The sequence below is a fragment of the Bacillus cereus group sp. RP43 genome, assembly GCF_040459645.1.
GTDB lineage: Bacteria > Bacillota > Bacilli > Bacillales > Bacillaceae_G > Bacillus_A > Bacillus_A mycoides_C.
Map to the genome: position 1 here is coordinate 124005 of NZ_JARVHQ010000002.1, position 19283 is coordinate 143287.

Consider the following 19283-nt stretch of genomic DNA (forward strand, 5'->3'; position numbering starts at 1 on the left):
AGATAATAAAATTTCGCGTACTTAATGTGAATATAAAAATCAAAATGCAGAAATAGGGGATTTCTTCATGGGGAGACAACTAACTTTATTACCGGATATCGATGATCAGAAAGTACAAAAGGAAGTAGTAAGCGTATTAAAGGAGTACAGAGCACTTAAGATGCGATTCAGCAATGACGTGGGGCAAGAAGGGATCAGTTTGTTTCCTGAGTTACGCGATTCAAGGAATATGAGTAAATGGAAGGTGCAGCAGGTTGAAAAGGCACTTAATAACTTATTAGATGAGGATGAACGTAAAATCGTTGAGCGTAAGTTCCTGACAAATGAGAGAGTAAAAGACTCCGATGTTTATCATGATCTACTACTCAAGAAAACATACTTCTATGAGAAGAAGCAAAGTGCGGTTAAATTGAGTGCTACAGCGCTTGGGATCATCTAAAAAACGCGAACTTTTTGTGGGACTAAATAATAACGTTACTCGGTGACGCGGAGGCTAGAGGGAATAAGAGCTTCCCGAAATTATTTATATTTACTATTCAGCTCGGAATGCGTCCTCTGGGTTGATAGTAAATATAAGTCTATTTCTCTGTTAAGTCGTCTCTTGAAAATGGAATGGGGGTGGTTGCTCATGATTGAGTGACACTTGCGTTCTAAAATTCTAAAAATGTATACGTAATCTTGTTCATTAGTAATTACTCACGATTCTTATTAATGACCAAAACGAGAGCAAAGAGCTTCCGCTCTTTGTTTGAGCCAATACAGCTGAACCTTCCCCTTCAGGAGCTGTCACCTTTCGGTGATGGCTTTTTGTTTTGTAGGATATTTTTCTATTCTGTCAAATAGATAGATTGAGAGAGGTGGAGAATAAGAAAATGAAAAAATTTATAATAAGCATAGAAGCAATCGATGGTAAACAACACGAATTTGAAATTGAGTATAAAAAGACAGTAACAGTTATTGCTATAGAAAATTCTATACAAGCTAGAGAAGCTAGATTCTTCAGATTTGGAGATCGTATGATTAATTTGGATAATGTATTCTCTTTGGTGGTAAAAGAGAAGAAAGATTAAATAAAAAAAAAGCATCCATAACGGGTGCTTTTTTCTTTGTTATATAGAAATTACACATTAAACGTATTTAAAGAACGTTCTAGGTATAAAGATAATCGATAATCATCATATAATGATATGGAAGGGTCTTTTCTAACGTGTTAGTTACCTCAAAGTATATATATCTTTTGGCGCCTGGGTGAGGGTGCTTTTTTTATTGCACATTATGATAGGGACAAGCATATGTTAAAGTGTAGGACAAGTTCACTCGCTTGTATCCTATTTCAATACTCATTAGAAACTCCTTATCACACATTTTAGCATCTACTGACGTGGATGCTCTTTTTTATTGAACAAAATGGACATTTGAATAGATAATGCCTTCCTTAAAATAACCTTAATTAAAACATAGTTTTGATAATATATGGAAAATAAATGGTACAATTTTCTGGTATAACCTAAATAAAATTTATTTTAGAAAAGGGGTAGAAGGGAAATGTTCCAGAAGTTCAAGTTTTATTTAATGAGCATTTTAATTAGTTCAATGTTAGGCGGAATTATTATAGGTGTTAATTTCTTGGTCCATAACATATATAATTTAGTTGCAGGTAAAGAATATCATTTTAATATGTGGTCTTCTATTATTATATTTAGTGTTGTATTTATTTCGGGTTTCTCGTACGCGTTGAAGAAGGGGCCAGATATATTTGTTAATGATTAAACCAATAGCAATTATCGTAGGCGCTGCCGTGATCTGGGTGGCGTCTTGTTTGTTGTTAAGGGATGATAATTGGTGAAATAGACTTGCAATTTGAAGAGTAACTACGAGTATTATTATTCTAAAATGCAAAACATAGACTAGTAAACAAGCTGTTTTTGTTTTTTAGCATAGAATATGATGAATCCTAGAGTTGAGAGGAGGTAATCATATTTATGGGATGTAATTGTAATTTCAGACATTGCAGAGATTGTAATAGATTTTGGGATGATTTAATGTTTTGCAGACGCAGACATAGAGATTGTGATGACCGTCGTTGTAGACGTGACCGTGACTGCGATTGTGATGAATGTCGTCGCAGACGTAATCATGATCGTGACTGCGATCGCGATAATCGTCGAGATTGGTAAAGTCCTTTGAATGAGTGCGTTTCTTTACAGCGCTCTTTTTTTTGTTTATGGGTTTTCTAAATTAATACTTATTAAATAAGAAGGGTTCTGGTGCAAAAAATCTATAAAACTTGAACATACTGATATTACTACTCTAGAAAAGGTGTGTGATCAGTATGAAAAAGGAAAATTTGTTCAAATGGAAGCATTATCATCATGATATTATTTTGCAAACAGTAAGATGGTATCTACGGTACAACTTGAGCTTTCGTGATTTGGTGGAAATGATGGAGGAACGGGGCTTATCCGTTGCTCATACAACGATTATGCGTTGGGTTCATCAGTATGGTCCTGAATTAGACAAAAGAATCCGTCGTCATCTCAAGCAAACCAATGACTCTTGGAGAGTCGATGAAGCATATATCAAAGTAAAAAGTCAATGGATGTACCTGTATCATGCTGTCGATTCGAAAGAAAATACCATCAATTTTTACCTAAGCAAAGCAAGAAACCACAAGGCTGCAAAGCGATTCTTCAAGAAAGCTTTGCAGTCTTTTCATATTTCTGATCCTCGTGTCGTGACAGTCGATAAGAATCCAGCTTATCCTATAGCAGTTGAAGAATTGAGAAAAGAAAAAAAGATGCCATTAGGCATCCAACTAAGGAAAGTGAAATATCTCAATAATATAGTGGAACAAGATCATCGATTTATTAAAAAGCGAGTTCGTTCGATGTTAGGATTGAAATCCTTTCGCACAGCTACATCCATTATTTCTGGAATAGAAGCTATGTATATGGTAAAAAAAGGTAACTTTTTTTTACTGGACAAGTCTGTCCAAAATCAAGTGAAGTTCATCCATCAACTATTTGGAATTGTTGCTTAAGACTAGATTCCACTAGGAAACTTTTCGCCTCTTTATATCTTTCCTAAGTATTTGCACCAGAACCTTAAAGTTTGTGCGCCAAAAAAAATTTTAAAATATTTTAAAATTTTTTTTGTGAAAACCTGTACTTTTTGGTCAGATTCTGTACTTTTGATTATAAATTAAAGATACGTTTCTATTAGTTTAGGCTTGAAAGCGCTTTAAAGGATGGTTTTTGAATTTTTTACCTAGCCTATATTATTTTACTTACAGGCTATTTATATATATTAGTAGTGAGAAAGGGAATATATTCATGTTCTTAAGAAGATTAGCAAAAATTTGTAGACAAGTGAAGAGAAAGAAATCTACTAATCTTATGTGTTAATTTAGAAGGGAGTACGAGAGCAGTCCAGTGCTTTTCTAAGAAGCATTAATTATGAACTAAAGAAACTATATTATAGAACAAATGTGAGAGAGTATATAATCGTTTTCGTTTTTTGATAATTCAATTTATATACCTGTGCAAATAATAAAAAGAGACAAAAAGGATTAATATAATTTCAATTTAAAATTCCGGCAAACGAAACAAGCATGATGGTGCAACCACATTGCTGGATAAAGACTATTTGTTTGCAGGAGGAATTAGAGCATCCATATGTAGAAGCGTCAGGTCCTTCAAAATATCAATTGTACGGTTACATGTTGTGGATATTCGTGTAAACGAGGAAATAGCATTATTATAGAAAATTTTTGTCTTTGTTGCATGTGTATATGAAATGAAGTTATTAATATCAGAAAATATAGGTGATTTTATATAGATTATGTTATATGAATTTATGATATGAGGTGATAATATGGAAAAACTTTTAATGGATTTAGTCGGATCAATGAATGATTTTTTATGGTCTAAATTGTTAATTATTATGCTTGTTGTTTGCGGAATTTATTTCACATTTAAATCGAAATTTGTACAGTTTCGAATGCTAAAGGAAATGGTCCGTGTGTTAATGGAAGGGAAGGATAGTTCTAAAGACCAAATTTCACCTTTTCAAGCGTTTTGTATTGGTATGGCAGCTCGCGTTGGAACAGGAAATATCACAGGAATTGCGATCGCGATTGCACTAGGTGGTCCTGGAGCGGTATTCTGGATGTGGATTATTTCTATTATTAGCTCAGCATCCAGCTTTGTTGAAAGCACATTAGCACAAATATATAAAGTAAAAGATAAAGCTGGTTTCCGCGGCGGTCCATCCTATTATATGGAAAAAGGATTGAACAAACGTTGGATGGGAGTATTATTCTCTATTTTAATCACGATTACTTTCGGTCTTATATTCAATTCTGTACAATCAAATACCGTTACAATTGCTTTTGAGAACGCATTTGGGACAGATCGTTTAACTCTTGGAATTATCATGGCAATTGCTTTCGCCGCAATTATCTTTGGCGGTGTACAGCGTATTGCAAAAATGGCTGAGTACAAGGTGATGTTTCTAGCGGTGTTATACATTGGAGTTGCATTATTTGTTGTAGTTACCAATATAACAAAAATGCCGGAGGTTATTTCACTTATTGTCCAAAACGCATTTGGTTTTAATCAAATAGCAGGCGGTTCCATTGGCGCAGCACTCATGCATGGAGTTAAACGTGGTTTATTCTCAAATGAGGCAGGTATGGGAAGTGCGCCAAACGTTGCTGCAACGGCAACAACAAGTCATCCGGTGAAACAAGGACTTATCCAAGCATTTGGTGTATTAACGGATACACTGATTATTTGTACTAGTACCGCATTTATTATTTTACTCTCTGATGCATACAAACAACCGGGGTTAAATGGAATTGCACTTACACAAGCAGCATTAAGTGAACACATCGGTTCTTGGGCATCGGGTTGTCTAGCTATCTTTGTTTTCCTATTTGGATTCGGTGCATTAATTGGTAACTATTATTATGGAGAAACAAATATTCGATTCTTACACACAAGTAAAATATGGTTAATGGTATACCGAATTGGTGTGTTAGCTATGATTGTATTCGGTTCAGTTGCAAAAATCCAGCTTGTATGGGATTTAGCAGATTTATTCATGGGCTTTATGGTTATTATTAATTTAATTGCTATTACCTTACTATCAAAAATAGCTTTTGCTGCGCTACAGGATTATATGAAACAGAAAAAAGCTGGTAAAGATCCTACTTTTTATAAAGGAAGCATTAAAGGACTTGAGAATATTGAATGTTGGGAGCAGTATCAGGATACTTCAACTTCAAAAAAGAAAAGTATGTAACAAAATAGATATTCGGACTGTAATATGTCTGAATATCTTTCTTGGTTCTAGTGCAAAAATAATTGATTACATTAAAAAATAGTTTCGTAACTTAAGAACTTTGGAACAGGTTCTTTCTCAACTAATTGTTGCAGGATAATAAAATATTTTAATATATATCAACTATATTTAGAGGTTACAAAGTGAGGGCTGAACAATAGCAAAAGTAATGGCATATTTCCGTGAACTACTCGCCACTTAGCAACGCTTGAAGTGAGAGCTTCTCGGTTCCACAATGAAAGCAACCTTTCGTCTCCCTGAGCGTTACTTCGGGGTGTTCCATCCCTAGATGCCCAATGCTTAGACGCTCTTTTGGTACGGTTGATATTTTACGCAGGAACCGAATGGCTTGGTTTTAGCACTCTATTTTCTTCCTGCAACCTCATATATCAAATTATCAAAGAACTTTATATAGCTTATAACTAATTAGGCTATGGGATGAAAATCAAAAACTTGAATATGTTATATCTGTAGAACATTGTCTATTAATCTATAGGAAAAGAGAATAGCCTTGACGATATTTTTTCACTTTATTGTCTATTATCCATTAAGAAAAATTCATACTGTATTAAATTAATGGGATGGAGGAATATGGTTAAATGATAAAGGAGTATAGCTTTCAGGTTAAGAGTGAAGAAAAAACTTGCTTAGATCTAGATCAATGGGTAACTCAGTATAGATCTTATGCTGCAAAAGGGCAAAGCGCCAGGTATATCCCCGCTTTGGAAAAGATAAATTTATTTCAATTAGGGATTTGTATAATAGAACCGAATGGAACAATGATAAAATCAGGGGATTCGGAGGTGCTTTTTACTCTACAAAGTATATCAAAAGTACTCGGTTTTATAGCCGCTTGTTTAAACAGGGGTATTTCTTATGTATTAGAGCGAGTTGATGTTGAGCCAACTGGAGATGCCTTTAATTCGATTATTCGTTTAGAAATGCATAAACCAGGAAAACCTTTTAACCCTATGATTAATGCTGGAGCAATTACAGTAGCTTCCCTTCTACCTGGAACGTCGGCACAAGAAAAATTAGAATCTATTTACGCATTAATCGGAAAAATGATTAATAAACGCCCCGCCATTAATGAAAAAGTATTTCAGTCTGAATGGCAAACCGCACATCGAAATAGAGCTTTAGCATACTATTTAAAGGAAAATGGTTTTTTAGAGTCTAATGTGGAGGAAGCACTGGAGGTTTACTTGAAACAATGTTCTATAGAAATGAATACAGAGGATATAGCCCTAATAGGACTCATACTTGCCCATGATGGATATCATCCTATTCGTAAAGAACAAGTTCTCCCAAAGGAGGTTGCTAGATTAACCAAAGCCCTAATGCTTACATGTGGTATGTACAATGCTTCTGGCAAATTTGCTGCTTTCATTGGATTGCCAGCTAAAAGTGGGGTGTCCGGAGGGATTATGACACTCGTTCCATCAAGGTCCGGGGGAGAACTTATGTTTCAAGGTGGGTGTGGTATTGGTATTTTTGGACCAGCTATTGATGAATGCGGTAATAGTTTAGCAGGATCTATGTTATTGGAACGTATTGCACAAGAATGGGATTTAAGTATATTCTAAATAGTATCATGGATGTTTTAGTGTCAGAGCGAATACAAAAATGTTCAGACCAAATAATGTGTCTGAACATTTTTGTATTGCATAGCATTTTCCTGTTTAAAGTAGAGTAATATCGAGAATAATCGCAATATTCTATGCTTTCGTTTATATCTTGTGAAAAAAATAAAGCAAGTATTGTATTAGTGTTAATAGATTTGTATACTGACTTTTAGGCGAAAGTGGGAAGTGATTATTTTGAATCTTAGTAATTTAGTAAAAAAAGACATCTATATTCTCGTTTTGATGGTATTTACAGTACCCTTAGTAGGTGAAATAAAGTCTTTTCCCTTAAATGAGACGTTTCGAATGAGCTTTGGTGCACCAACATTTTTCTTTTTTTTGTTATTATTTCGGCGAATGCCAGCATTTTTACCGGGTCTTTTAACTGCAATAGTGGTTGTAATATTTCGTATTCTGATAGAAGTCGTCAAACAGGAAAATATGGATTGGACAGCTGCTTTCCATATCCACTATCCTAGTTTTTTCTTTTATTTTACTTATTCTTGTCTCTTTTATTTAGCGAAAATCAAACGATATCATCATCAACCATTGATGATTGGGTTTATTGGCTTCATTATTGAAATATTATCGGATTGTGTGGAATTAATGATTCAATATTTTGTTTTAAAAACTACTATTACACCAGTGGCAATAAATGAAATAATCGTTATCGCATTTTCCCACAGTTTTATAGTACTAAGCTTTTTCAATATGATGAAACTATATGAAGCACAGTCAAGGGAGAGACACATAAAAAAACAAAATGAACACATGCTTATGCTTATCTCCAATTTATATGAAGATGCTGTTCATTTAAAAAAAACGTTACAAAATGCTGAAAATATAACAAAAAAATCTTATGATTTATATAAGAGTTTAGACTCTTTAGAGTACAAGCAGTTAAACTTTCAGGTTGAGGATTTACGGCAGCAGGCATTGAGAATTGCTGGTGAAGTCCATGACGTTAAAAAAGATAACCAACGAATTTTTTCTGGACTTTCAAAGCTGATTTCTGATGAAAGTTTTACAGATTATATGTCCGTATATAAACTGGTAAACATCATTGTACGAGCAAACGAGAAATATGCCCGGTTACTAAAGAAAGATATTCAATTTGTGTATAAGATTGATGGTGTGCATCCTCAATATCATATTTACACAATTTTATCAATTATAAACAATGTCGTTGCAAACGCTGTAGAAGCTATCAAAGATAGGGGAACCATTACGATTGACATAAATAAAAACCTTCATTCCGTTGAATTTCGAATAGGAGATAATGGTCCCGGTATCTCTTCGAAGTATAAAGAGGCAATTTTCGAACCTGGGTTTACTTCTAAATATGATGATGCAGGTAACCCTTCGACAGGTATCGGACTATCGTATGTAAAAGAAATGGTCGAACAATTTGAGGGTGTTGTTACGTTTGAGGACAGAACCGAAGGAAAAGGATCAATTTTTATAATCAGATTAGGGATTGATCATATAATTGCGAAAGGGTGATTCTATGTATTTTTATATAGTAGACGATGAGAAAGCGGTTCGCTCAATGTTGGCTCAAATTATCGAGGATGAGGATCTTGGAGAGGTTGTAGGAGAAGCTGAGGATGGCTCGTTGTTAGATCAACAAATACTCATTCTCAAAAACATAGACATTTTATTTATCGATTTGTTAATGCCGATTCAAGATGGAATAAAAACAATTCGTCAAATAAAACCATCCTTTAAAGGGAAAATCATCATGGTTTCTCAAGTAGAATCAAAAGAATTGATTGCTGAAGCGTATTCACTTGGTGTGGAATATTATATTATTAAACCGATTAATCGGATTGAAGTATTAACAGTTGTTCAGAAAGTCATCGAACGAATCCGATTGGAAAAATCGATAAAAAACATTCAAGAATCGCTCAACATGGTACTTAAATTGGATAGTGATCAAAGTGAACAGGAAAAACATGGTAATGAAAAATATATAAGAACTTCCAACCATTTTCGAAATTCCATTCATTTTCTTCTATCCGAATTAGGGATAGCCAGTGAAAGCGGAAGTAAAGATTTAATGGACATGCTGGATTATTTATATAAATATGAACAAGATAAAACGTTTGAACAAGGTGTTCCCTCTCTAAAGGAAATTTTTATGAATTTAGCGCAAAAAAGACTTGGAGAATCAACCGAAGATGTCGAATTAAAAAGATCGATTGAAGCCTCCAAACAACGGATCCGAAGGGCGATTTATCAATCATTAAACCATTTAGCATCCCTTGGACTTACTGACTTTTTAAACCCGAAGTTCGAAAATTATGCGTCTAGGTTTTTTGATTTTACTGCAGTAAGGAGAAAGATGACAGAGTTGAATAATGAGCCAACACTACCTGCTCGTATCGATACGAAAAGATTTATTCAGGTTCTTTATTTTGAAGCAAAACGAATACACTCGGAATTGCGATGACGAACGCTAACTAACTCTCAATCTCAAATGATGGATTTATCATTGCTTTTAATACAATTTAGCGTATATATTCTGCCTAAGAGAGTGTACCTTTCGTTCACTCTAACTTAATATCTGATTAAAAATCAGAAAATTCCGTATCAAGTGACCAAGATTTAACTAACTTAGAGTAAGAAATGGGTATTTTGTATTTTTTACATAAATATTAATTGATGAATTTATCATTTTAGCCAAGAAGACTCCTTCCTCAAGGAACGTGAAGGGTGAGTAGGTGGGAGATGAATTGGCTTCGGACAAGGGGTGGCAGAAAGCCATCTTAATTTTTCGACAGGTAGTAAAGTGTTGCTTGAAAAATTGTCATGATCACTTCACTATCTATCGAATGTACGTTCGGTGTATAATAGACATATATCGAAATGGAGGTGAAACTTATGATTATCAATAAAGCATATAAATTTCGTATCTATCCAAATAAAGCACAAGCAACTCTAATCAATAAAACGATTGGTTGTTCTCGTTTTGTATTCAATCATTTCCTATCTCTATGGGATAACGCGTACCAAGAAACAGGAAAAGGTTTGACATATGGTACATGCTCTGCCAAACTTCCTGCCATGAAGAAAGAATTTTTTTGGCTAAAAGAAGTGGATAGTATTGCTATTCAGTCGTCTGTTCGCAACCTTGCGGATGCTTATACACGTTTTTTCAAAAAACAAAACAGTGCCCCACGTTTCAAATCTAAGAAGAATATTGTACAATCTTACACCACAAAACAAACAAATGAAAACATTGCAGTTGTAGGAAACAAAATTAAATTGCCAAAACTAGGTCTTGTTCGATTTGCCAAAAGTCGTGAAGTAAACGGACGTATTTTAAACGCTACGGTTAGACGGAACCCTTCTTGTCGTACACACCATGATAGGGATATTAACGCAAGTATCAATCTAAAGAATGAAGCGATAAGGCTTCTAACCGCAAGGACTGCGGATATAGCCTAATAAATTAGAGTTCGATAGAACTCTTTACTTAGGAATCTCTCACTTCTAAACGAAGTGAAAGTGGGGGTAGTTCAAGAACTATTAATACTTCATAAAAGTTATTGTGAATTTTGTGAATGAGTGTTTTTGGCTTTCTACTTTAATAAATCCATGATGAGCTTCGATAATTGATTTTGCTAGTGCTAAGCCAATTCCAATGGACCCTTCTTTATTAGAATTTTTTGTTTTGTAAAATCTATCGAATATATATGGCAAATCTTCTGATGCAATACCTTCACCAAAATCTTGAATTATAATTTCAGTATGAATAGGAGAGTTTGTGACTTCAATATAAATGGACCCTTTCTCATTTGAATGTTCAATAGAATTCTTTAAAATATTTAATAAAGCTTCTTGCATCCAAATACTGTCATGGAAAAGTGATATTTTTTCATTGGTTTTTAAATGTATGTTCATATTTTTTTTATTTAATTTACTGTTCAAACTAGCAATGACCTCATAAATTGTATCAATAATATCAGAGTTTTCTTTTTCAAATAGTATTGCCCTAGCATCTATTTTTGAAACTTTTAATAAATTATGTATTAAAAAGCTGATTCTTGAAATTTGAACATCATTATTGTGTAAAAAATGATGTTGCTGTTCATTTAATTTACCTTGTAATAAGATATCGTTGTTCACTGTTAGTGTTGAGAGTGGTGTTTTAAGTTGATGAGAAATATCTTGTAAAGTTTGAATTAAAAATTGTTTCTCTTCCAATAAATTATGCATACTTTTTCTAATAACATTTTTCAGTTTATGAAAAGAATTAGCAAGTTTAGCTAAATCTCCTTCTCTATTTTCCTTGATATCAATGGTGTAATCACCTTCAATAATTTTATTCGCTGCAGCTGTTACATTTCTAATTTTTAAGAAAAAAGATTTATATTGTAAGTAATTTAGAAAAATTAGGATTAAACTGAACCCTATTACTCCAAGGAGCATGTATATATTGTTTTGGGATATATGTTTATTTAAATAAGGAAAAAGTCTTGAATCCAATTCAGCAGATAGACCATATTGATTTAATAGCATTTCTCCATCACTGGAATAATCTTTTTTATTCGCTGTATCATTTGTAAGTGCTTGTATTATTTCGTATTCATTTTCTGGGTTTTGTGCAATAAGTTTCCCGGTAATTTCACTCCAAATAGTAATATAATCATTTTTTAAATGGTCATATAGAATGTGAACTGTTATAACTTGATATATAATAAATAAAAAAGAGATTAATGCTAATGTAAGTATATTAATTTTTATTTCTCGATTTATCATTAAATTACTCCTTACTGACGTCTTTATTCCAATAATATCCGAGACCTCTTTGTGTGATTATGCAGTTAGGGTTTTGTGGAGTATCCTCAATTTTACTTCTTAATCTTTTTACATAAACAGAAAGAGTATTTTCATCGAAAAACACTTCACTTTCATCTGCTATTTTTTTCAATATCTCATTTCTTTGTAATACTTTATGAGGATTTAGCATTAACGTTAATAAGAGTTTGTATTCTAAATGCGTTAAATTTATACTTTTCTCATGCTTAAAAGCTCTGGCCGCTTCAACTTCAAGCTGTATATTTCCAGACCTCAATATAGTATTAGAAGCTGTTTTAATTTTTTTTCTTAATTGTACCTTTACTCTAGATAATAGCTCTTTTACCCTGAAGGGTTTTGTTATATAATCATCTCCACCAATTTCAAGGCCCATTACTACATTTGCCTCCTCATCTAGTGCTGTGAGAAAAATAATAGGTATATCACCTTTTCTTTTAAGATAGGTACATAAATCATACCCATTTCCATCTGGGAGTCCAACATCCAATATAGCTAAATCAAATTTATTATTTTCGTATTGCTCTTTTGCATCTTGTACAGTAGAAACTCTTATAACCTCAAGTCCTTCTCCTTTTAGAGTAAACTCAATAGCCATTCCTAGATCGTTATCGTCTTCAACGAATAATAATTTATTCACAGTCTCTCTCCTCATTTGTCTTAGATTATGACAGTTATTTTACACGTTGATTGGCTAATTTAAAATAGTTTAGTATGGAAATGGACTTTTAGAGGCTTTTCTGAGTATAAGCATAATACCCAAATCGGCTTTCAGCTTTTCAGCACATAATTAGATACAACAATTACTTAAAGCATAATATTTACGTAATTCATACATATTCTTGCTTATATTTTAAAAAACCTTGTAATAGAGTCCTGTTGAATTTGTACGTCTTTTTGAACTACCCCCACTTTCACTTCGTTTAGAAGAGGGGGATTCCTAAGTAAAGAGTTCTATCGAACTCTAATTTATTAGGCTATCTCCACAGTCCTTGCGGTTAGAAGCCTTATCGCTTCATTCTTTAGATTGATACTTGCGTTAATATCCCTATCATGGTGTGTACGACAAGAAGGGCAGTCCCATTTACGTAGGTTTAGATTTTTAACGTCTTTGTTTTGATATCCACAACAAGAACATAATTGGCTTGAAGCAAATGTTTTCGATACAACAATGATTTGTTTGCCGTACCATTTTGCCTTATATTCCAACATAGTTCGAAACTGAGACCATGATACCTCACTAATTGCTTTTGCTAACTTATGATTCTTTAACATATTCGATACTTGCAAATCCTCTATACCGATAACATCGTGGTTTTTGATGATTTCAGTCGAGATTTTGTCCAAGTAATCTTTTCTAGTATTCGTCATGTATTCATGAATTCTAGCTACTTTTACTCGTTGTTTATTCCAGCGAGAAGATCCTTTCATTCTTCTAGAAAGAACACGCTGTGCTTTTGCCAACTTCTCTTCTAATGATCGAAAAAACTTCGGATTTTTATAGGTAGTTCCATCTGACAAAATGGCGAAATCTTTTAGTCCCACATCCATTCCAATGTAAGAGTTTGTTTTCGGAAGTTCTTGCACTTCTGTTTCAACTAACAATGACACAAAGTATCTGCCAGAAGGGTTCCGTCTAACTGTAGCATTTAAAATACGTCCTGTTACTTCACGACTTTTGGCAAATCGAACAAGACCTAATTTTGGCAATTTTATTTTGTTTCCTACAACGGCAATGTTTTCATTTGTTTGTTTTGTGGTATAAGATTGTACGTTGTTCTTCTTAGATTTGAAACGCGGGGCATTGTTTTGTTTTTTGAAAAGGCGTGTATAAGCATCCGCAAGGTTGCGAACAGACGACTGAATAGCGATACTATCCACTTCTTTTAGCCAAACAAACTCTTTCTTCATGGCAGGGAGTTTGGCAGAGCATGTACCATATGTCAAACCTTTCCCTGTTTCTTTGTATGCATTATCCCATAGAGATAGGAAATGATTGAATACAAAACGAGAACAGCCAATCGTTTTATTGATTAGGGTTGCTTGTGCTTTATTTGGATAGATACGAAATTTATATGCTTTATTAATCATCATTCATTTCACCTCCATTTCGGTATGTTTCTATTATACAACAAACATACATTCGATAGGTAGTGAAGTAACAGTTTATGTATGTCGAACAATTAAGATGGCTTCCTGCCATCCCTTGTCCGAAGCCAATTCATCTCCCACCTACTCACTAAGCGTTCCTTGAGGAAGGAGTCTTCTTGGCTAAAATGATAAAATCAGTAATGTTTTATTTAAGTTATCTTATACAAAAATGTTAAATAAAAATTGGATTCGCATTAATTATGTATATGAATTTTAAAAAACAGATTATTGAGAATAAGAGCTGAATGGCAGTGGATTTTCGAGAATTTGAAAAGTATGTGTGTACTTAAATAAGTGTATAAAAGCCATTTAATTGTAAAATTTTAAAATATATCTTGATCAGAGTTACGAGTATATAAAAAGTTAGATTTAGTAATCTTACTAAACTGTAAGATTAAAGTATATATAGTAAGACAGGAGTTATTCAATTAGCAATTAAAGACGTCTATACTGAAGGTAATCATTCTTTATTAAGACTTGTAGCATTTTAGCCACTGTTTATATAAAGAAAAAACCTACTGTTCTAATCCCAGATTAAACATAGTATATGAGGAGGAAGAAAATGAAAAAGATAATAGGATTTCTAGTAGTAACAGCAATTTTTATAGGTATAGGGTTTGCTGTAAATCGTTATATAAATGGTCCCTCACAACCAGTAAACGGTATCATGGTATCGGGAACGAAAGAAAATATATCAGCTGTTAAAAATCTGTATAAAGATCAAAACGTACAAACAGCAGATTATAGTTATAAATTGGTCACAGAATTAATAAAACAAGAACTCACTACCGAACAGAAAGAAGAGATTAAGAAAGAATGGAAAGAAAAAGAAGAAAATATGACTGAAGAAGAGATGGACAAGGAACTTGATAAATCATCTGTTAGAAAGAAACAATATGCGGTAATTACAAAATCTACAGCTGAAAAATTCTTAAAAAAAGGAATTGTAAGAACGCCCTTATCAAAAGAAGACAGTTCAATGACTTCAGCCCCGGTAAAAGAAATAAAAGAATTAGCAAGTGAAAAAAACTTATTTTATAGGAAAAATGTAGAAGATGAGGAAATAAAGGATGGGAATTTAAATTTAAATGGACAAATGATACCTGTTCAACATATTGAACAAAATAATTGGATTGGTTATTTTTCATCACCGATAGTAATTGTTAATGAGGAAACATATAAACAATTAAAAGAAAAAGAAGTAAGCCTTTCGTTAATTCAGTTTGTAAAAGAAAATTTTGATTATAAAAATAAAAACAAGGTAAAAAAGGTGGTTGAAAACATTTCAAAAGTGTATGAAGTGAAAGACGAGAATGGTGACTACGATAGGGATAAAATCTATTTTGTAGAGATTCAAAATTAATCTGTGAAAAGGATGGGTTGTATGGAGGTTGTTAGATTAGAAAATGTAGTAAAAACATATGGAGAGGGAGAAACGCAAGTACAGGCGTTAAAAGGAATTAATCTTTCCATTCATAGGGGAGAATTCGTAACCATAGTTGGAGCGTCAGGTTCTGGTAAAAGTACGTTATTGCATATTTTAGGAGGTCTGGATCGTCCGAGTTCAGGAAATGTGTTTATAGGAGGTGAAAATATCTACAATTATAAAGATAATGAACTTTCTATTTTTCGCCGAAGAAAAGTTGGCTTTATATTTCAGTTTTTTAATTTGATTCCTGTATTGAATGTACAAGAAAATATTGCTTTGCCAGCTCTATTGGACGAGGAACAGGTAGATGATCATTACCTGGATGAAATTATACGAACTCTAGGGTTAAATGAAAGACGAGATCATTTGCCTTCTGAATTATCGGGTGGTCAACAACAAAGGGTATCTATTGGTAGATCTCTTATAAATAAACCGGATATTATCTTAGCGGATGAACCAACCGGAAATCTAGATACAAAAAATACAAAAGAAGTTCTGAATTTATTAAAAGTAACGGCTAAAAAATATAATCAGACGGTGATTTTAATTACCCATGACCCTGCTATCGCATCAAACTCTGATCGAATTATAACCATTGCAGATGGCATGATTATTTCAGATAAACAATTAGTGCAAAATCAAGCAAAATGTGGAGGGGAGGAGTATTGATTCGTAGTTACAAACAGTTAAGTCAAAAATATCTCAGAAGTAATATAAAACGTACACTGCTAACATTAACAGGTATTATTCTAGCATTGGCGCTAATAACAACGATTGGACTGTTTTTTAATAGCGGATACACTTCGGGAATTGAAAATGCTAAAAAAGGTCCTATGGGTTCCGCAAATATTTCAGTTGAAAATTATAATCAAAAGCTTTTCAATATGATAAAAAGTAATCCGAATATATCTTCTTATGGCATCATAACTCCAGGAGAGACGCTCCATGTTGATGAGATAGCTGTCTCTTATATGTATGCAGATCAACAAGCATTAAAGCTGTTGAATTCTGATATTCTTGTACAAGGTAAGCTACCTTCAAATGAAAACGAGGCTGTTTTGGAAAAATGGATGCTACCTTACTTCGGGCCCAATCTTAAATTAGGCGGTATGTTTACTATTCATGAAAAAAAATATAAACTTGTTGGTTTGCTAAATAAGTCTAGTAGTACTCAGGAAAATAAAACAGGTCAATTATTGACATATAAAAATAAGTTTAAAGTTGGAGAAGGTAGCGTATTGATTGAATTCCATAAGTACGCAAACTTTGATGAAGTTGAAAATCAATTTAAATTATTGACGAATAAAGAAAATATCAAAGTGAATGTCGAATTAAAGAGAGCTTTAAAGCCTAATGTGGAGATCATGGTGGCAGCCGCTATTAGTATTGGGATTGTTGTGATTTCTACGATTGTTATTATTTACAATGCATTTCAAATTAGTATAGTAGAGCGAATGAAACAGTTTGGGTTATTGAGAAGTATAGGAGCTACCAAAAAACAAATTAGAAAAATTGTGATAAGAGAAGCAACATTTCTTTCTATTATTGCTATCTTTTTTGGGATTTTGTGCAGTATATTAGTAGTCTTTTTACTTAATCAAGTACTGATAAACGTACTTAAAAACTCTATGGGATATACAATTAAATTAGATTGGTTAATTATATGTGTAAGTTCTTTAATCACATTGATAACTGTCTATATTTCAAGCTATTTTCCTGCTTTTTTTGCAGGTAGAATTTCACCGTTACTGGCCGTAAGTAGCCGATTAGCCATAAAAAAAGATAAAATAAAGAAAAAAAAGGGAACAAAGCTAAAGAAACCACTATCTTTTCCGTTAAGTATGGCATTAAAAAATATCCAAAGGAATCCCAATAGATATACAGTTACAATCTTGTCTATTATTATAAGTAGTGTACTGTATATCACGTTTACGTTTCTCATAGATACTGTCATTCAGCGTAAACAACCGGAAATTCAAGCTCTAAAGTCGGACATATCAGTTACGGTTAATTCGAATTTAGACAGGCCTAGCATAGATCGTATGAGTCGAAATATTTATAAAGTTAATAACGTAGAGAATCTGTACAAGCAATATCAGGCAAATGATTTTTATACGAAAGTACCAAAAAATAAACAAATTAAAGAATTACAAGGAAATGAATCGCTGTATCAAAAAGTACAATATAATAATCAAACTGTAGAAATTATGAAAACACAAATAAAAGCATATGATGAGAATAGTTTAAAGAAACTAGCTGAAAATGTAACTAGTGGAAGAATTGATATTTCAAAATTAAATCGTGAAAAAGAGGTTATTTTAGTAAAACAAGCTGCATCAAATGATATGAATACAAGTAAAAAATATATAGGTTCTCTAAGCACTTTTCAGGTAGGGGATGAAATCCAAATAACAAGTCAGCAGGAAAGAAAATCTACAGAGGAAATCTCCTACAATGAAGAAAAACTAGAAACTTTAAAAATAGCTGCAATTGTAGAATTGGATATTTTTAATATGAGCAGAGTGATGGATACCATAACTTTTATTACTAGTGAACAAATAGCCGAATATATTACACCATCTCCACAAAAATTAACAGGTTTTGAAATTGATTTACGGAATCAATCTCAGGCTGATGCTACAATTTTAGATATACAAAAGAAACTCGGTGGAGATGCATCTATAGATGTAAAAAATAATATTGTTCATAGTAATTTCCATAAAGACAATATACTTTATATAAAAATATTAGGGTACGGATTTATAGCTGTTATTACACTAATTGGTTGTGTAAATATTTTAAATACCATTACAGTCAGCATCATTATGAGAAGAAAAGAATTAGCTGCTTTAAAATCGATTGGTATGTCGCAAAAGGATTTGAAAAAGATGGTTATATATGAAGGACTCCTGTACGGTTTCTTTGGAAGCATACAAGGGATCTTTTTCGGCTGTATGCTGTCGTATATTCTTTATGTAGCACTGTCAAATACGGTGTCGTTTGAATGGATTATTCCTTATCAATCTAGCTTTATCACATTTATAACTGCACTGTTGATTAGTTATGTATCGGTACTAATTCCGCTTCGGAAAATTAAGAGGGATAACGTTATAGATGTAATTAGAGAAGAATAGCAGTAGTCATAACAATATGTGATTCTGAGATTCAGCCGAGATACGTGTAAAACGGTTCGTAATCTGTATTATATTTCTATTATTGGTTTTTTAGCTAAAAATATCTGCCTCACGATTAACGAATAGCTGATTACCTAAATGCTATAAGGCCCGACACGACCGAAAAAAGAAAATTGTACGTTTAGGGGTTCAGCCACATCGCTATCAAGCTAACAAGACAAAATACCCCCTAAAATGAAAAAGACGTTATTCTTTCTGAGAAATCATAGGAAAGGATAACGTCTTTTTATCAATGTGACGGTATCCTATATGAAAAATTAACATCGTCAAAATGTATATATTGTATATATTGTGCATAGTGTGTATAATGTGTTCATAAGCATTTAAGACGCAAGGAGTTGAATCATGAGAATCTTACTATCTAATAAGTCTAAGTCTCCTATTTATCAACAAATCATTGACCAAATTATATTACAAGTATCAAATGGGACATTGAAAGAAGATGATGCATTACCTTCCATGCGTTCATTAGCTAGAGACTTGAAGGTAAGTGTTATTACTTCAAAAAGAGCATACGAAGAACTTGAAAAAGCAGGTTACATCTACTCTATAGTGGGGAAAGGCTCCTTTGTTGCAAAAGAAACAAAAAAGCAACAAGTAGATGAACCAAGTGATCCAATACGTGAAAAGTTCAGTATAATCGTTCGAGAGAGTAAGGCTAATCATTTATTTAAGGATGAGTTAATACAGATTATTCATCGTATTTATGAGGAGGAATAG

Annotated in this window: 16 protein-coding genes and 1 pseudogene; 14 read left to right on the forward strand and 3 right to left on the reverse strand. The window is 33.0% G+C overall.

Features of this window, described 5'->3' with window-relative positions; genetic code table 11:
* The first annotated feature begins 67 nt into the window (after window positions 1-67).
* The 10 genes and pseudogenes from QCI75_RS27355 to QCI75_RS27400 all read left to right on the forward strand — a co-directional run.
* Window positions 68-439: an ArpU family phage packaging/lysis transcriptional regulator gene (locus tag QCI75_RS27355; protein WP_353761673.1), complete on the forward strand. Its 372-nt coding sequence runs from the start codon at window positions 68-70 to the stop codon at window positions 437-439.
* 433 nt (window positions 440-872) lie between these two features.
* Window positions 873-1070 carry a hypothetical protein gene (locus tag QCI75_RS27360; protein ID WP_353761675.1) on the forward strand — a complete coding sequence of 66 codons (198 nt, stop codon included), beginning with the start codon at window positions 873-875 and terminating at the stop codon, window positions 1068-1070.
* Window positions 1071-1545: 475 nt separating this feature from the next.
* A complete protein-coding gene (locus QCI75_RS27365) occupies window positions 1546-1770 on the forward strand; it encodes a hypothetical protein (protein WP_353761677.1) in 225 nt (74 codons plus the stop codon).
* Window positions 1771-1982: 212 nt separating this feature from the next.
* On the forward strand, window positions 1983-2177 hold the full coding sequence (locus QCI75_RS27370) for a hypothetical protein (protein ID WP_080017270.1): 195 nt from the start codon (window positions 1983-1985) through the stop codon (window positions 2175-2177).
* Window positions 2178-2332: 155 nt separating this feature from the next.
* The gene (locus tag QCI75_RS27375; RefSeq protein ID WP_353761679.1) at window positions 2333-3040 is read left to right on the forward strand and encodes an IS6 family transposase; all 708 of its coding nucleotides are present in this window, start codon (window positions 2333-2335) and stop codon (window positions 3038-3040) included.
* Window positions 3041-3873: 833 nt separating this feature from the next.
* Window positions 3874-5304, forward strand: coding sequence for an alanine/glycine:cation symporter family protein (locus tag QCI75_RS27380; protein ID WP_353761681.1), 1431 nt, complete (start codon window positions 3874-3876; stop codon window positions 5302-5304).
* A 638-nt stretch (window positions 5305-5942) separates the two neighbouring features.
* Window positions 5943-6929 (forward strand): glutaminase, encoded by a 987-nt coding sequence (locus tag QCI75_RS27385; RefSeq protein WP_353761682.1) that lies wholly within the window; start codon window positions 5943-5945, stop codon window positions 6927-6929.
* A 225-nt stretch (window positions 6930-7154) separates the two neighbouring features.
* Window positions 7155-8471, forward strand: a complete 1317-nt coding sequence (locus QCI75_RS27390) for an ATP-binding protein (protein WP_353761683.1) — start codon at window positions 7155-7157, stop codon at window positions 8469-8471.
* Window positions 8472-8475: 4 nt separating this feature from the next.
* On the forward strand, window positions 8476-9420 hold the full coding sequence (locus QCI75_RS27395; protein WP_353761684.1) for a response regulator: 945 nt from the start codon (window positions 8476-8478) through the stop codon (window positions 9418-9420).
* Between the two features lie 431 nt (window positions 9421-9851).
* Window positions 9852-10328 (forward strand): annotated as a pseudogene (locus QCI75_RS27400) (RNA-guided endonuclease TnpB family protein); the annotation flags it as partial.
* A gap of 171 nt (window positions 10329-10499) precedes the next feature.
* On the opposite strand, the gene QCI75_RS27405 reads toward QCI75_RS27400, so the two are convergent.
* The 3 genes from QCI75_RS27405 to tnpB all read right to left on the reverse strand — a co-directional run bounded on the left by QCI75_RS27405 (window position 10500) and on the right by tnpB (window position 13883).
* Window positions 10500-11732: a sensor histidine kinase gene (locus QCI75_RS27405; RefSeq protein ID WP_353761685.1), complete on the reverse strand. Its 1233-nt coding sequence runs from the start codon at window positions 11730-11732 to the stop codon at window positions 10500-10502.
* 4 nt (window positions 11733-11736) lie between these two features.
* Window positions 11737-12429 (reverse strand): response regulator transcription factor, encoded by a 693-nt coding sequence (locus tag QCI75_RS27410; protein ID WP_353761686.1) that lies wholly within the window; start codon window positions 12427-12429, stop codon window positions 11737-11739.
* 332 nt (window positions 12430-12761) lie between these two features.
* Window positions 12762-13883, reverse strand: coding sequence for an IS200/IS605 family element RNA-guided endonuclease TnpB (gene tnpB, locus QCI75_RS27415; protein WP_353761688.1), 1122 nt, complete (start codon window positions 13881-13883; stop codon window positions 12762-12764).
* 619 nt (window positions 13884-14502) lie between these two features.
* Here tnpB and QCI75_RS27420 point away from each other — a divergent pair.
* The 4 genes from QCI75_RS27420 (at window position 14503) to QCI75_RS27435 (ending at window position 19283) form a co-directional block, all read left to right on the forward strand.
* Window positions 14503-15303, forward strand: a complete 801-nt coding sequence (locus QCI75_RS27420) for a lipoprotein BA_5634 family protein (RefSeq protein ID WP_353761689.1) — start codon at window positions 14503-14505, stop codon at window positions 15301-15303.
* A 21-nt stretch (window positions 15304-15324) separates the two neighbouring features.
* A complete protein-coding gene (locus QCI75_RS27425) occupies window positions 15325-16038 on the forward strand; it encodes an ABC transporter ATP-binding protein (protein WP_098271549.1) in 714 nt (237 codons plus the stop codon).
* Window positions 16035-18503, forward strand: a complete 2469-nt coding sequence (locus QCI75_RS27430; protein WP_353761690.1) for an ABC transporter permease — start codon at window positions 16035-16037, stop codon at window positions 18501-18503. Before QCI75_RS27425 ends, QCI75_RS27430 begins: the two co-directional genes overlap by 4 nt.
* Window positions 18504-18908: 405 nt before the next feature.
* Window positions 18909-19283, forward strand: a complete 375-nt coding sequence (locus QCI75_RS27435; protein WP_353761691.1) for a GntR family transcriptional regulator — start codon at window positions 18909-18911, stop codon at window positions 19281-19283.